Source organism: Bacteroidota bacterium, assembly GCA_005882315.1.
Classification (GTDB): domain Bacteria; phylum Bacteroidota; class Bacteroidia; order Chitinophagales; family Chitinophagaceae; genus VBAR01.
On sequence record VBAR01000002.1, the window covers coordinates 169,549 to 184,394 of the forward strand.

The 14,846-nt window shown below is 39.6% G+C and carries 14 protein-coding genes; 6 read left to right on the plus strand and 8 right to left on the minus strand.

Annotation, left to right across the window (positions count from 1 at the left end; genetic code table 11):
- Window positions 1-6: 6 nt before the first annotated feature.
- The 4 genes from E6H07_11970 to E6H07_11985 form a co-directional block, all read right to left on the minus strand.
- Entirely contained in the window at window positions 7-747 is a 741-nt protein-coding gene (locus E6H07_11970; GenBank protein TMI63493.1) for a DUF1080 domain-containing protein, read from the minus strand.
- A gap of 10 nt (window positions 748-757) precedes the next feature.
- The gene (locus tag E6H07_11975; GenBank protein ID TMI63494.1) at window positions 758-1,030 is read right to left on the minus strand and encodes an acylphosphatase; all 273 of its coding nucleotides are present in this window, start codon (window positions 1,028-1,030) and stop codon (window positions 758-760) included.
- Window positions 1,030-3,444, minus strand: a complete 2,415-nt coding sequence (locus E6H07_11980; protein TMI63495.1) for a penicillin-binding protein — start codon at window positions 3,442-3,444, stop codon at window positions 1,030-1,032. The genes E6H07_11975 and E6H07_11980 overlap by 1 nt, the downstream gene beginning before the upstream one ends.
- A gap of 67 nt (window positions 3,445-3,511) precedes the next feature.
- Complete coding sequence (locus E6H07_11985) at window positions 3,512-6,484, minus strand: hypothetical protein (protein ID TMI63496.1); 2,973 nt, start codon at window positions 6,482-6,484, stop codon at window positions 3,512-3,514.
- A gap of 129 nt (window positions 6,485-6,613) precedes the next feature.
- Between E6H07_11985 and E6H07_11990 the strand changes: the two genes are divergently transcribed.
- The 4 genes from E6H07_11990 to E6H07_12005 are packed head-to-tail and all read left to right on the plus strand — an operon-like array spanning window position 6,614 to window position 8,487.
- Window positions 6,614-7,009: a hypothetical protein gene (locus E6H07_11990; protein ID TMI63497.1), complete on the plus strand. Its 396-nt coding sequence runs from the start codon at window positions 6,614-6,616 to the stop codon at window positions 7,007-7,009.
- An 11-nt stretch (window positions 7,010-7,020) separates the two neighbouring features.
- The gene (locus tag E6H07_11995) at window positions 7,021-7,449 is read left to right on the plus strand and encodes a polymer-forming cytoskeletal protein (GenBank protein ID TMI63498.1); all 429 of its coding nucleotides are present in this window, start codon (window positions 7,021-7,023) and stop codon (window positions 7,447-7,449) included.
- Between the two features lie 23 nt (window positions 7,450-7,472).
- Window positions 7,473-7,874 carry a hypothetical protein gene (locus E6H07_12000; protein ID TMI63499.1) on the plus strand — a complete coding sequence of 134 codons (402 nt, stop codon included), beginning with the start codon at window positions 7,473-7,475 and terminating at the stop codon, window positions 7,872-7,874.
- A complete protein-coding gene (locus tag E6H07_12005) occupies window positions 7,867-8,487 on the plus strand; it encodes a hypothetical protein (protein ID TMI63500.1) in 621 nt (206 codons plus the stop codon). The genes E6H07_12000 and E6H07_12005 overlap by 8 nt, the downstream gene beginning before the upstream one ends.
- Window positions 8,488-8,520: 33 nt before the next feature.
- Here the strand turns inward: E6H07_12005 and E6H07_12010 are convergent, their stop codons facing one another.
- Window positions 8,521-9,009: a GNAT family N-acetyltransferase gene (locus E6H07_12010; protein TMI63501.1), complete on the minus strand. Its 489-nt coding sequence runs from the start codon at window positions 9,007-9,009 to the stop codon at window positions 8,521-8,523.
- A 52-nt stretch (window positions 9,010-9,061) separates the two neighbouring features.
- Here E6H07_12010 and E6H07_12015 point away from each other — a divergent pair, with 52 nt between their 5' ends.
- A complete protein-coding gene (locus E6H07_12015) occupies window positions 9,062-10,903 on the plus strand; it encodes a metallophosphoesterase (protein TMI63502.1) in 1,842 nt (613 codons plus the stop codon).
- Window positions 10,904-11,009: 106 nt separating this feature from the next.
- On the plus strand, window positions 11,010-11,369 hold the full coding sequence (locus E6H07_12020) for a hypothetical protein (protein ID TMI63503.1): 360 nt from the start codon (window positions 11,010-11,012) through the stop codon (window positions 11,367-11,369).
- Between the two features lie 19 nt (window positions 11,370-11,388).
- Here the strand turns inward: E6H07_12020 and E6H07_12025 are convergent, their stop codons facing one another.
- The 3 genes from E6H07_12025 to E6H07_12035 all read right to left on the minus strand — a co-directional run bounded on the left by E6H07_12025 (window position 11,389) and on the right by E6H07_12035 (window position 14,720).
- Window positions 11,389-12,618 carry an MFS transporter gene (locus E6H07_12025; protein TMI63756.1) on the minus strand — a complete coding sequence of 410 codons (1,230 nt, stop codon included), beginning with the start codon at window positions 12,616-12,618 and terminating at the stop codon, window positions 11,389-11,391.
- Window positions 12,619-12,687: 69 nt separating this feature from the next.
- Window positions 12,688-13,275 carry a hypothetical protein gene (locus E6H07_12030; GenBank protein ID TMI63504.1) on the minus strand — a complete coding sequence of 196 codons (588 nt, stop codon included), beginning with the start codon at window positions 13,273-13,275 and terminating at the stop codon, window positions 12,688-12,690.
- A gap of 176 nt (window positions 13,276-13,451) precedes the next feature.
- Entirely contained in the window at window positions 13,452-14,720 is a 1,269-nt protein-coding gene (locus tag E6H07_12035; protein TMI63505.1) for a DUF4407 domain-containing protein, read from the minus strand.
- Window positions 14,721-14,846 lie beyond the last annotated feature (126 nt).

A 14,846-nucleotide genomic window follows, 5' to 3' on the forward strand; every position in this document is an offset into this window, starting at 1 on the left:
AAACCGTTACAGTTCCCTTATCCAGATATTTCTGAAACTTACAAGGTCGCCATGATCCTGCAATATGATTGGCAATTTGCTGTTATGTACCTGGTAGGTGGGTATGCCAATATATTCTGAGCCGCCCCATATTTCAATATTATTTTGTACTAACACACCATTATGTATCACTGTAATTTTAGCGGCTGACCTTACTGAGCTGTCTGCATTGAATTGCGGTGCTGTAAAAATAATATCATAGGTCTGCCATTCCCCGGGAGGACGACATGCATTTACCATTGGCATTCTTTGTTTATATATGCTTGCGGCCTGGCCGTTGCTATAGGTTCTGTTATTATAATTATCAAGTACCTGCAGTTCATACAGGCTCATTAAAAAAATACCACTATTGCCACGACCCTGTCCTTCACCTTTTACTACAAAAGGTGTCCGCCATTCGATATGTAACTGGCAACTTCCAAAAGCCTGTTTGGTTTGAATACTTCCGGTGGCGGGTTTTACTTGCATAAAACCACTATCAATTTTCCAATTGAATTCTTTGCCATCTGCGTGTTGCCATGCAGCGCCGCTTTTACCATCAAATAAAACGATAGCATCCGATGGAGCGTCGGCTGCTGATTTCCCTGGCGAAACTTTTGCCGGAATAGGATTCCATACTTCGGTTAGTTTAGGATCACCAACACGTTGTGCATTTAAAAAAAATAATGTAAGTAAAGCAGTAAGTGCTGCAAAGATTTTCTTTTTCATATGAATGAAATTAACGGATGATTGAGAAATCGTTGAATGATTGTAAAGATAGGGGAGTAATGATTAGATCAGCAACAACGGCACGGGATGGCCCCTGCCTGCACCAGGTTGTAAGCTGCTTCAGTTGCTCAGAAGTACCAGTGGCAATTATTTCAACAGAACCATCCTCAAGATTTTTTACTGTTCCGGTTATTTGCAATATTCTTGCTTGCTCACGGGTGGATTGGCGATAATATACACCCTGCACTTTTCCTTTTACAATTACTGAGATTGTCTGCAGCATCAATTATCTTTCTTATCGAATATACGTTTCAGTAATCCCTTTTTTTTCTTTTTATCTTCTGTTGGTGCGCCTATTGGTTTTATATCGCTGTCGTCTTTTTTAGCAGGGTATTTTAAAGTGTCTTTCTTTATTGGGGCATCTTCATCCGGCACTTTTTGTGATTCAGGGCCTATGTATTCAGTATTATTATAATCCTGTGATGAGCCAGCACCTATATCAGTTCCTTCTGCTCCCGGTGGCGGCAGTTCAGAAATAGTAGCTAATGGATCTGCACTGAGAATTTCATTATCCATATTCTCCGGTTTTGCAAACACGGCTGATCTATCAAGTCCCAAAGTGTTATCAGCATATACTTTTTTCATAAAGTATTCCCATATTGGTCTTGCAGCAAAGCCTCCATAACCACGGGTATCGCTTTTTGCTAAATGAATGAAACGATCATCACAGCCAACCCATCCACCGGCTTCCAGTTGCGGCACATATCCCATAAACCATGCATCGGTATTATCATTGGTGGTACCAGTTTTACCACCCATTGCGGCAGCACCCAACCTGTTTCTCAGACCGGCAGCGGTTCCCACATCAACAGTACCTTGCATCAACTGTGTCATTTTATAAGCAGTGACCTCACTGATGGCCTCTTTACGGTTTACACTATAATCAAAACGTTTTATTGTATTGCCGTTCCTGTCTTCAATTCTTGTAATGAAATAAGGTTTGGTAGTAAAACCGCGACCTGCAAAAATGCTATAACCCCACATCAACTCAAATAAAGAAAGATCACATGCCCCTAATGCGTTTGAAGGATAGGGTTCCACTTTAGTGGGGATACCAATGCGCCCAAGAAAATCTGCAAATGGCCCCGGGCCTACTTGCTCCATTACATGTGCTGAGCAGCAGTTATCACTCCATGCGAGTGCAGCAGCAAAACTCATTGTACCACCCTTACAATTTTTTTGCGAAGGCACCCAGCCACCCGGAAAATGAACCGCAGTACGTTCAAGTATTGTTTCTGCATTCATACCTCTTTCTTCTACCGCCTGTGCATATAAAAATGGTTTTACTGTTGAACCGATCTGTCTTTTTGTTTTCAGGTTAACGTGGTCGTATTTATAAGTTTTAAAACTAATACCACCTACCCATGCTTTTACTTCACCTGTTACCGGGTCCATTACCATAAAAGATGCTTGTAGCATTTGTTTATGATACTTAATTGAATCCATTGGCGTCATCACGGTATCTTTTTCACGTTTTGCATTCCATGCAAAAATTTTCATCGGTACTTTTTGTGAAAAGCTTGCTCTGATCTCTTTTTCGCTTAATCCATCGTCGTCGAGATTCTTCCACCGGTCACTGCTTTTCATTGCATCTTCCAGTATTTTTTCTTTCTCTTTCCAAATACTTCCGTTTTTGATATAGCTGGTACTATTGAGAATTTTTTGCATTACAGGCATATGTGAGTATACTGCTTCTTCAGCATATTCCTGCATACGGGGATTGATAGTTGTATATATTCTTAATCCATCGTCATAAATATTATAGGGTTTACCATCCGGGTTCTTTGTGTCTTTAAGTATTTCTTTCAACTCTTCACGCAGTATCTCACGGAAATAAGGAGCATAGCCCGTATTCTCATCCATCTTTTTATATTTGGAGATATCGTTTGGCAGCACTTTCAGTTTAGCGGCTTCTGCTTCTGAAATTTTTCCATTCTTTACCATTTGATTGAGTACAACATTTCTGCGGTCGAAAGCAGCTTTAGCATTCCTGCGCGGATTGTAAAGACTATTTCCTTTTAGCATTCCGATAAGCATTGCTGATTCGTTTATATTCACAGCATAAGGCTCTTTCTGGAAAAAAGTTCGTGTAGCGTTGCGGATGCCATAAATATTATCTCCATACGGAACAGCATTCAGGTATAAGGCAACGATCTCTTCCTTGGTAAAATTTCTTTCAAGCTTAATGGCAATGATCCATTCTTTTAGTTTTTGAATAACACGGTTTGCCTTACTTCCTTTCTGATGTTCCAGTAATGCTTTTGCCAATTGCTGAGTAATGGTACTGGCGCCGCCGCGGCTGCCTAATGATACTACAGCGCTGATTGTTCTTTTAAAATCAATACCCGAGTGACTGTAAAAACGTTCATCTTCTGTTGCTATCAAAGCATCAATAAGATGCTTTGATAGATCTGAATACTCTACATTACTGCGATTACCTCTTTCCAGGTAATATTTACCCATCAGGGTTCCATCAACAGCATATACTTCGGATGTCTGGAGCAGGGAAGGATTTTCCAGTTCCTTCAGCGATGGCATTTCACCAAATACACCATAAGCACACATGATCACTAAGACTACAAATGCGAGAAACCCACCAATGAAGACACGCCAGAAAATGCGAACTGATTTTTTCATAGTCAAATTGAAAGTTGGTTAAAAAAGAAGTGGAACCAAAGCTAAGAAATAGGCTGCTACGGGATGGTTAAAATTTTCCCGGAAACTTGGAATTGATGAAAGTTTTGTAGTCTGTTAAGTTTTTATTGGTTTTTATAACATTCAGATTTTTCTCGTTGATAATGATGAATTCGTATTTACCACCTTTCAACCAGGGGATAATTTCTGTGGCGGCTAGTGGTTTTGCTTTTGCGATGTAATCAATGGCCTCACGGCTATTTTTGAAAGGACTAATCAGAAGCAATTTATTGTCTGTATCAAATTCAGTAAGGTCAGTGGTGAATTGCTTATTGTAATAAGTTTCCCTGTTGTAGCGGAAGAAGGCATTTTTTGCTTCGTTGCAAAATACAGGGTCAACTTTATTTAATACGAGGACTACATAATGTGCCAATGCAGTATCTAGTGCAAATGCAGTGGCGACGGCAGGAACAATTGCTGGTGCTTTCGTAACTGAATCTTTTGGCGCAGTTGTTACTGCCACCGGTGGTGGTCTTTTTGCACCGGTATCTATTAAAACTCGTTTAGGAATAGCTACTAAACGGGTAACATCCTGTTGTATGGGTCTTGGTCTTTGATCTTGTACTTCAGCGGGCCTTGAAATATTCAAGCGGGTCAGTTCATCTTCAATTTGTTTTCTTCTGCTTAGCACATCTATCATGGTCGTAGCCCTTGCAGCAATAGGAGTTCCAGGAAAGCTCGAAACGATATTATGCAAAACACTTGTAGCGGTACTATCTTCTCTTTGTTTGATATAATAGACTGCTTCGATGTACAGCAATTGTGGTGTCCAGTAATTATAGCCATAAATGCTGTCGGCTATTTTCTTTTGGTTAATTGCTTCTTTAAAATTTCCTTCTATGAAGAGGTCATAAATTCCTTCATAGATTTTCGTTGCATCAGAATTCGCAGATCTTGATTGTGGGTCCTTTCCTGTTGTTACAATTTGTGTATACCGGTCCTTAGGATATTGTTCACTCATCAGTTTTTTAATAGCCGCCGCTTTTGCTGTTTCACCTACCTTATGGTAGCAATAATAGAGATTGAAATAAACATCATTCATTTTATCAAAATCAGGACTAAGTGTTATGAGCCGTTCAAGGCTGTTTGTTCCTTCCTCACAATCTTCGGCTTCCTGTATAAAAGTTTTTCCTGCTTCAAATAATGAAACGGAGATGATACTATCAGAAGTTTTTTTAGCTTCAGGTGTAAGTGGCAGATCTGCATATAATGCATCAAATGTGATTTCCTGTGGCAATGTATTGGCCAGTCTCCGGTTGTTTTTATCGGTTGCGGCTGCGGCATTTTTCGCATCATTTTTGGCTACTGCTATTCCGCTGATACCTGCACTGCGGCGCCAGTTGTCGACATTCGGACGGTTACCCCAACGGGCTTTAAAATCAGCCTGTCCTTTTTGCCTGCCTGATGGATTATAAAAATACCATTCACCTTTTCCACCGGTTGAATTGCTGAAAAGGGGTTGAGGGTCTGCTGACATTCCTGCAATCGAACCAGTAGTCAATGGTTCATCTTTTAATCCCTGCTTTTTTCTTAAATCTCTTACTATACCTTTTACAAATGATTTTCTTTCATCCTCCGGCATAGCAGCGATCCGTTGCAGGCTGTCTTCCCTCTCAATGATAGAAATATTGTCAGCAACTTTCTGTAGCCATTCTTTTCTCTTTACAAGCATTTCACGTTTGCTTTCCAGGGCGAGGTCATTGAGATCGAGGCTATCATGAAAGTTATAAGAGAGCTGGTATTGTCTTTTTGAAAGCGTTAATTCAGCTATTTGTAAAAATGCTTTGTTTCGGATAGAAGGATCGTTGCTTGGTACCTGTGAACTTTTTTGTAACAGGGCCAATGCGCCGTCAATATTATTTCGTTCCAGCTCCATTTGCGCAGCCATATAGTAAATGATATCGCGGTAGTCATTGTATTTATCCCGCTTGGCCATCTTCAATAATTCTTCAATATTTTTAGCAATATAATTCTCGCCGCCATCCTTGTTTACACGGATAGTGGCCAGCCTTGCAAATACTTCGAGTATAAGATCAGTAGTATGTCCAATTGTTTTTTCATAATAGGTTTCAGCTTCTTTAAAATTTCCTGCGAGTTCATACAACTGGCCGATCAGGTATTCCCATCTTGCTTTTTCCAATTGATTAGTTGCCGTACCGAGTGCATTAGATAAATGCACCGCAGCGCTGTCCCAGTTATTTTGTTTATAAAACCAAAAAGCCTGCACTTCTTCCAGGTCATTTTTTAACCGGGATGGAAAATTCGGATCCGATCGTAGCGTAATGATCAAACTGGCCGCTTCGGCAAACTCATCCCGAACCAAATGATTTCTTATTTGCCAGATAAAAGCATCATTACGGCTTGGCGGTTCTGAAAGTGCTCTTTTAGCGATGTCTGTTTTTTCTTTTGTTGAAATGCTGAAGGCCGAGTTACCGTCTTTTGCACTGCCAATAGTTCCGGCATAGCCATCCTTATCTCTTGGAACAAATGCATAGTTGATAAACTGGAACATCATATAGGCGCTGTCAAAATCCTTGCGCAGATAGTAGGCGATACCCCAAAGCAGGTACAGGTTGTCTACCCAATCATTCCTCAGATCATGCAATGCAATACCGGTTTGCGATTTATCTAAAATGCTATCGATTGAAAGAGAGTCGAGCTGAGTTACATCCAGCGAATAATTATAGAACGGGAGCAGTTTGGAATAATCATCTATATGCTGGGTTTTTGCCTTTTCAAGTATCTCGTTCAGTTTTTGATTGGCATTAAAAACGTAGTTGAAATGGGTGACGGTATTTTGAACAAAGCGTTTGGGTAAAGTAAATTTTTTCTGGTCGGATTTTTCGCTTCTGAGCTCCCTGTCCTCGTACTCTTTTGGTTTCTTCAGGTTGAAGGAAACCCCTAACTGTCCGTAAGCAGTTTGGAATGCCTGGCAGATAAGGGATAAAAACAGTAAAAAAAGCAGGTTTTTGTAAGGTCGCATTTCGCCGCAATCTAATTTCTTAATAACTGAATTTCAAATAATTTATTATAAAATTGCCCCGGTTTTTTGAGTTAAAAGGGTGGTAAAACAAATTCGCATTCCTTACCTTTAGCTGCCAAAAAACAAAGAATGGCAAAACTGGAGGCTGGGTCGACCCTGAAGACGTTGCGGAACCGCTATAGGCTAGTGGTTATGAACGATGATACTTACGAGGAAGTTGTGACGTTTAAGTTATCGAGACTGAGTGTTTATGTGATGCTTTCATCCGTCTTTGTCCTGCTGGTCGGGCTCACTGTTGCGCTGATGGTTTTTACTGATTTGAAGTATTATTTGCCCGGCAATGATGAGGTAAAAATAGGACGGGAATACAGGCAGTTAAAATACCGTACCGATTCATTGGAAAAACAGGTAGTTTTAAACGCAAAGTATATTGAGAGTATAAAAAAAGTGCTAAGCGGACAAACTACGCTTGCTCTTGATACCAACAAGATCGAAGTACCCAAAGATGAATTTATCAACGATTAAAATACATACCTATGTTTAACAACAAACCTAAAAACGAGACAACCGTTGAGGCACCTGCGCCTAAAACCAATGGCAATGGCGCTACACTCATCGGTGCCGGCACAGTAGTAAAAGGCGACATCACCTCTGATCATGACATCCGGATCGATGGAAAAGTTGATGGAAATCTTTACGGCAGTTCAAAAGTGATCATCGGGGGCAATGGTGTAGTTGAAGGAAATATTACCGGCAAGCAAGCCGATATACTCGGAAAAATAAGCGGTAATATCAAAGTTTCAGATCTGCTGAAACTGGGTGGCAGTTGTATTGTGAACGGAAATGTTTATGCAGGCAAACTGCATATTGAACCGACAGCTACCTTCAACGGTGAATGTCATATGGGCGCCAATATTGTTGAGATGAAAGAACAAAACGAAACACAGGTGGCGGCTGCCAAATGATCTTACACTTTTAAACTGACTGCATGAACAGGGAATGGCTAAAACACTTCAGGCCGGCAATAATTATTTTTATTATCCTCACAGCATTTTTTATTTCGGGTAAAAGTTTCCTCGAAAAGAAAGGTTTTGACCAGGATGTATTGCTGATAGGCAATTTATTCCTGTTTGTTATTACCGGCTTATCATTTTGGATGATGGCCAATGGAATGAAAACAAAAAATACTTCTGCTTTCCTACGGGGAGTATATGGCGGTATGATGGTAAAACTGTTCAGTTGTTTGATCGCCGCTTTCGTATACATTATGACGATGAAAAAAGATGTGAATAAGCCGGGGTTATTTCTTTGCATGGGTTTGTATATCGTGTATACCTTTATCGAAGTAAATGGTTTGATGAAACTTTCCTCCTCAAGAAAAGATGCCTAAGCAAGAAGCGCCGATCGACAGTTTAAAAGAGTATTTGCCAGAAGGAACTTATTTACCGGTTCTGGAATATCTGCGTCATTATAGAGTACATCTCACAGTTTCTAAAGAAAGAAAAAGTATTCTTGGCGATTACCGGCATACGACACATCATCAGAATCACCGCATCAGTGTAAATGGTAATTTGAATCAATATGCTTTTCTTATAACACTGCTGCATGAACTTGCACATTTACTCACTTTCGATGAATTCGGCAATAAAGTAGCCGCACACGGCCCTGAATGGAAAAGAAAATACGGGTTGGTATTAAAACAATTTGTTGAGCACAAAATATTTCCGACTGATATTGAAAAAGAATTGCGTAGCTCATTGAGTAATCCTGCTGCCAGCAGTTGTGCCGAAGATGGCTTGTTGCGTGTATTAAGAAAGTACGATTCAAAACAAACGCATCATAGATTACTGGAAGAGTTAGCAACAGGTTCTGCTTTTCGTATTCATGACGGAAGGATATTTAAGAAAGGGATTAAATTGAGAAAACGTTTTCAATGTGAAGAAGTCGGTTCGAGGCGGGTTTATTTGTTTAGTCCTGTGTATGAGGTGGAAGAGGTAAGATGATAGTTCGTGAAGTTTTTATCTATCAATTGTCATCTATAGTTCTTTCAGCATCCACAAACTGCAGCCTGTATGTCCGCTGTTGCCCATCGGGCCTTTCAGGTATTTAAAACCAAATTTGGCATAAACTTTTAAAGCTTGTTTGAGTTCAGGCATTGTTTCTAAGTAAATTTTTTTAAAGCCCATTTCTTCCGCCTGCCCGATACATTTTTCAATCATCATTCTGCCCAATCCATGGCCTCTTGCCTGTGGCAGCAGGTACATTTTTACCAGTTCACAGGTATCTTCCGGTAAACCATCAGTAGGATAAATACCACCACCACCGACCACTTCGCCGTTTATTTCTGCTACATTATAAACCGATCTTTCTTTTTGAAATAATTCATACAATGCATCTGTTGTTTCATCATAGTAAACAGTGCCTGGATGATTGGCTCCGAATTCTGCTAATGTGTCTTTTACAATTTTTGCTAATGCCGGATTATCGGAGGGCTGAATATTTCTGATCGTTATTTTCGCTTCCATTTTGTAAAAATAGAAAACTGTAAGCTTTACCGTAAAATCTTATCTTAACGGCATGAAAAAATTTCTTCTATCCTGGTTGATCCTGGTAAGTGGCTTGATGTCTTTTGGCCAAACAGGATCACTCCGTTTTATTCATATTTCCGACACACATATTGGCTCACCCAATGGTTCAGCGGAAGAGGATTTGCGAAGAACAATTGCAGATATTAACAGCAGGACTGATATAGCTTTTGTTGTTATTACCGGTGATATTACTGAGCTGGGCACAAATGAAGAACTGGCATTGGCAAAAAAGATCCTTGATGAACTGAAAGTTCAATGGCATATCATACCCGGCAATCATGATAGTGGCTGGAGCGAAAGCGGCGGTGACAGTTTTATTAAAACATTTGGCTATGACAAATTTGTATTTGATCATGGCGGCATCCGGTTTATTGGTTGTGCATCGGGCCCCTATGTACGTATGAGTGATGGGCATGTGCCACGCAATGCACTCGTATGGATGGATACGATCCTTGCAAGAACTCCATTAACACAACCACTTATTTTTTTAAATCATTACCCGCTTGATCCGGGATTAGATAACTGGTATGAAATAACTGATCGGCTGAATCGCTTTAATACATTGGCTGTATTATGCGGGCATGGCCATGTAAACAAGATGATGAATTTCGATAGCATTCCTGCTTTTATGGGTCGTTCTAATCTTCGTGCAAAAGCAGAAGTAGGAGGATTTAATATTGTTGACATTCGGAATGATTCAATGATCTATACCGAACACAGACCCGGCACTGATTATTACAAGATATGGGGTTCAGTAGATTTGAAAAAAGGAAATAAGATCGTCGTTTCACCCAAACCAGACTTCAGTATTAATGAAAAATATCCCGCTGTAAAAGCTGAATGGACATTTAGCTCTGATGCAAATGTAATTTCAACTCCATTAGTTGCAAATGATCTTGTCATATTCGGTAATCAAAATGGAAAGGTAGAAGCAGTTTCTTTAAAGACAGGAAAAACAGCCTGGACCGCTTCAACAGCAGGTGCCATTTTTTCATCACCAGCCGCATCAGGAGAAAATTTTATTGTTGGCTCTGCTGATGGTGGCGTTTATTGTTTCAATATAAAATCCGGTAAACCAGTTTGGACTTTTAATAGTGATGCTGCCTTTCTCGGTTCGCCAATTGTTGATGAGGGCAGAGTTTATATAGGCGGCAGCGATCATCATTTCCGTGCATTGGATGCTGCTACCGGAAAAGAAATCTGGAAGTTTGATGGGCTGGACGGCCCTGTAGTGAGCAAGCCTGTTTTATATAATGATAAAATTATTTTCGGTGCATGGGACAGGCATTTATATGCATTGAATAAAAATAATGGCAACCTGATCTGGAAATGGAATAATGGTTCACCGGTCAGGAATTTTTCGCCTGCCGCTTGTGTACCTGTTATTTCAGGTAACACAATTTTTATCGTGGCGCCGGATCGTTATATCTCGGCGATTGATATTGAAACAGGACAAACTCTCTGGAGAAATAATGATGCAACTATCCGGGAGTCGGTTGGCATTTCAGAAGATGGGAAAATCATTTATGGTAAAACCATGCAGGATACGATAGTTGCATACAATGCAAGCCGTGAAAAACAAAATGCTGCCTGGAAAATGCATTGCGGGTTCGGGTATGAGCATTCGCCCAGCGTACTGATCGAAAAAAATGGATTAGTGTTTTTTGGTACACGCAGTGGTGTCGTTTATTGCATCGATCCGCGGAAACAAACAATAGAATGGGCGCATAAAATTGATAACTCAATGGTGAATACGCTGAATATAATAGGCAAGAAAAAACTAGTGGCGGCAACAATGGATGGAAAAGTGGCATTATTAAATGTCCGGTAGCGCCGCAGGGTTTTGATTTGTCTTTCGTCTGTAGATATGGCCATTTGAAGGATAAAGTTTTATTTTCTGAATATTATAAATATATTTACCACCAAATTTTTAAAGCATGAAAAAACTTACCGTATTTAGTTTATTAGTCGCTACAGTTGCCATTTTTTCTTATTGTAATTCCTCCAAAAAGGCAGCAGCGAAAACAGAAACAAAAGTTGCTACAGTCTACGCTGCAAATGTTGAATCTGCTATGTTGGCTAATTGTGCACCTTGTCATTTTCCTGCAAAAGGTGGTAATAAAAAACCGTTAGATACTTATGCAGCAGTACGTGACAATATCGATGATATTATCAGGAGAATAGAATTGAATCCAACCGACAGGGGTTTTATGCCATTTAAGAAAACTGCAAAATTGGATGAAGCAACGATCAATCTATTTAAAAAGTGGAAAGCAGACGGAACAGCTGAAAAATAATTTTTAATTATTATAAAGTTTAAAGGCCGGTTTCATAACCGGCTTTTTTATTTGCTTGCCTCAACATCCGGTAAAAGAAAAATGATGCGATAAAGCAAATTCCACCCATCGACCACCAAAGAATATTGAATCCCATCTTATCTGCTACCCTTGCACCTCCCATTGGTCCCAATGTTTGTGCAGCTGACCATGCCATTGTATATAATGCTGCGTATTGACCACGGTTGCTATGTTGTGATCTGCTGATCCAGAAAGAATTCATAAATGGCATTGCCAGCATTTCACCAACAGTAACAAGAATAATTACAACAAATGCCAGCAATATGCCAATACCCGGAATATTCAACATGGCCAATGAAGCTCCAACTATAAAAACACCGATAGTAATAAAGAAAAGGTTATTTCTTTTTCCATCAAGCCGGTAGATCAATGCCATTTCAATAATGGCAATAATAATTCCATTGATCGCATTCAGAAAACCAATAACCGGTTCTGAAAAATGTAATTCCTTTCTGAAAAATATAGGGAGGTTGGTGAACAATTGAAAAAAACAAGATGCAAACAAAACAGTCAGAAGGATAAAAGCGAGATAAGTTTTGTCTTTATAAGCAGATAAAGACAGATGGCTTTGTTCTTTTTTATGTTCAGGAGCTTTATAGTTTACCGGTTTTAGAAAAAGCCACATGATGATTGCTGCAGCGATATTGGTGAATCCATCCACCCAGAAGAGTAATTCATAATTGATATGTGCAAGTACACCCCCAAGGCTGCTGCCTAAGGCCCAACCAATATTAATTGCTAAGCGGTTCAATGAATAAGAACGGGTTCTGTTCTCTTCTTTACTATAAAAAGCAATGGCCGTTGAATTAGCAGGACGAAATGCTTCATTAAAAAAACTAAGCAGATAAGTGAATAAACAAATCAGTGGATAAGTTTTCATTTGCCCCAATACAAAAAACAATAAACCACCCATCAATAATGTAAATAATTGAACCGGGTAAAAACCGATCTTATCAGTAAGTCTGCCGCCAAAATAGGCACCGGTAAATGCACCGAGACCAAATAGGCCAAAAACAATTCCAGCCTGGCTGATACTATATCCCATTTCATCGCTGGTGAGATAAAGTGTAAGAAAAGGAACAACCATAGTGCCGCTACGGTTGACAAGCATGATCACAGACAGTAACCATGTTTCTTTAGATAGACCCGAGAATGCTTTTTGATAAGTATGTGCAGTTGCTTTGAGCATGGAAAGGCGCAAAGATATTGGAAGCATCCTGCTGAACAGTATTGAAAACGGGAATTATATTAATGGCAATTAAAAATCCTTCGGGGTATAAGTTCCTTTCTTTGCGTTTTGTAAACGAGCAGCATAGTTGTTAAGGCTATAAGCGATGTATAGATCCTTTACTGCATACGGGTCACCGCTTACGATCGGATACTGATAATAGTAATCAAGAGTGATCTTTGATGTTTTCCATTTATACAGATCATGGTAATATTTACCGGTTGTAAGATTTTCATTTTTCTTTGTACGGGTGGCTTCATTATCACAATTATCGGTGGTTGGTGTTCCAAATGAATTTTTACATGCTTCTATCAGCTTTGCATGATTTTCTGGTGAAACCTTTACTTCGATTCTTGCCAGTGTATCTCGCAGATAAAACAACTCAATGGATTTAATAGGAATTTCACCGATCATATCCTTTGTTGAATTAATAACAACTTTTTCAGCGCCGCTTTCATCTTTAAATTTAGTTCCATTTACAGGAGTATATTTCGAGCCAAGCTTATAGGTTTTGAAACCATTTTTATCATCAAGACTTTTGAGGTTCTGTGCATTGGTTGTTGAAGTTGATAAGATCAGCAAAGAGGCTGAAAGCAAAACGGAGGATATTATTTTCATAGTAACAGGTTTTTAATTAACTGGAGAATATTAAGCAAGAATCATGCAACTGACGGGTTCCTGTGGAAAAATGATTTCTGTCACAGTATTTTTTCTGAGCTGAAATCTTAAAAAAGGGCATAAAAAAACGAGGCATTTAAACTTAAATGCCTCGCTAACGAATAGTGTTTTAATGGTTACAGCATATCGTCTTCTTTGAAGTGATACTGTTGTTTTATTTTTCTCATTACTTCATCCATGCTTGCCCGGTGATCTTGTGGTTCCCATTCGCCCCGTTCCCATTTGTCCAGTTCTTTATCAATATTTTTCTTTTGCAGTGATGTCAATTGCTCCGCAAGTTGATCCGACATTTCTTTTTGTTTTTGCCTGTACACCCTTCTTTTTTCATAGCGAACTTCTTTATCATTCCTGATCTCCGACTCACTCGTAGCCATCTGTATTAGTTCTTCTTTTGCAAGAGCAATGTCATAAGGGCCAACAGGCATTATGAGTTTTGAAAGCACTGGCCCGATCTCTATTAATATTATCAGTAGCGAAATGAGTAGCGTAGCCCAAAATACGCTTGCTTCCTGTTGTGACAGATCAGATAATGCTTTATTCTTTTCAAGAAAACCCATATTGGCAGCAGCAGCGATTTCATACTGTTTTCTTTTTTCTTCCATTCCTGATTTTGCTGTGTTCATAATGCTGTCCTGCGATGCAATTGTTTCGCCCAGCAATTTTATTTCCGGCGCATACTGAACCTTTGCCAGGTTATACGCGTCCATTTTTAACCGTGTTATATTTTCTATTCCACGCTGACCGCTTCCGCCGGTACCATCGGCTTCATGCACATAAGCCTGCTGCAGGTTGTGCAGTGTATCTTCAATCCCCAGTTTCCTGTTTACAGCTCGTTGTCGTTCTGTTTCGGCTGTTTGTATCTGGGCTTTGTATTCCATTGCAAGCAAACTATCATTGAGCTGAATTTTTTTGTGCAGGTTCTCTGTCATCTTCACATTTATTTCTTTTTCAAAAATCTTTAGCTCCAGTGGCCGTGCTATTACCAACCCGATGAGTAATGCAAGTAAAAGACGAGGCACCGCCATCCAGATCTGTTTGCTGCGGCTTACTCCGTACTTCCGCATGGTAGAAACAAGAAAACGGTCGAAGTTGAAAATGATCAAGCCCCAGATAAGTGCAAAACCGATCGTCCATAACCAATTATTAAAAACTGAATGGACAGCATAGCCGCCCGATAAAGTAGCCAGTACAAATGTTGCAAGCAATACGCCACCTAGCCCTGAGTATTTACTATGTTCGGAAGGATATTGCTTTAATAATTTTTGATGTGCACCGGCACACCACCAAAGAAAATTTGAATCAGAAGGTTTTTTGCTTACACCAAATGAGTCATACGAGTAGAGGCCATTCTCCCGATAGTTATCGGTATTGCTGGTTTCGTTCATAAATAAATGATTTGTGTAGAGCTGACCTTATAGAAAGCAGTATTTGTATTTAGTTGAAACGAAACGATGAGAAATGAATTTTACCCGGTACGTTAAGGAAAGGATAAAACATCGCCGGAAACTTTC

Excerpts from the sequence above, each read along its gene's own strand:
- E6H07_11980 (TMI63495.1), bottom strand. The coding sequence starts at position 3,444 with ATGAAAAAATCAGTTCGCATTTTCTGGCGTGTCTTCATTGGTGGGTTT.
- E6H07_12010 (TMI63501.1), bottom strand. The coding sequence starts at position 9,009 with ATGGAAGCGAAAATAACGATCAGAAATATTCAGCCCTCCGATAATCCG.
- E6H07_11985 (TMI63496.1), bottom strand. The coding sequence starts at position 6,484 with ATGCGACCTTACAAAAACCTGCTTTTTTTACTGTTTTTATCCCTTATC.
- E6H07_12000 (TMI63499.1), top strand. The coding sequence starts at position 7,473 with ATGAACAGGGAATGGCTAAAACACTTCAGGCCGGCAATAATTATTTTT.
- E6H07_12035 (TMI63505.1), bottom strand. The coding sequence starts at position 14,720 with ATGAACGAAACCAGCAATACCGATAACTATCGGGAGAATGGCCTCTAC.
- E6H07_11975 (TMI63494.1), bottom strand. The coding sequence starts at position 1,030 with ATGCTGCAGACAATCTCAGTAATTGTAAAAGGAAAAGTGCAGGGTGTA.
- E6H07_12020 (TMI63503.1), top strand. The coding sequence starts at position 11,010 with ATGAAAAAACTTACCGTATTTAGTTTATTAGTCGCTACAGTTGCCATT.
- E6H07_11970 (TMI63493.1), bottom strand. The coding sequence starts at position 747 with ATGAAAAAGAAAATCTTTGCAGCACTTACTGCTTTACTTACATTATTT.
- E6H07_12015 (TMI63502.1), top strand. The coding sequence starts at position 9,062 with ATGAAAAAATTTCTTCTATCCTGGTTGATCCTGGTAAGTGGCTTGATG.
- E6H07_11995 (TMI63498.1), top strand. The coding sequence starts at position 7,021 with ATGTTTAACAACAAACCTAAAAACGAGACAACCGTTGAGGCACCTGCG.
- E6H07_12005 (TMI63500.1), top strand. The coding sequence starts at position 7,867 with ATGCCTAAGCAAGAAGCGCCGATCGACAGTTTAAAAGAGTATTTGCCA.
- E6H07_11990 (TMI63497.1), top strand. The coding sequence starts at position 6,614 with ATGGCAAAACTGGAGGCTGGGTCGACCCTGAAGACGTTGCGGAACCGC.
- E6H07_12025 (TMI63756.1), bottom strand. The coding sequence starts at position 12,618 with ATGCTCAAAGCAACTGCACATACTTATCAAAAAGCATTCTCGGGTCTA.
- E6H07_12030 (TMI63504.1), bottom strand. The coding sequence starts at position 13,275 with ATGAAAATAATATCCTCCGTTTTGCTTTCAGCCTCTTTGCTGATCTTA.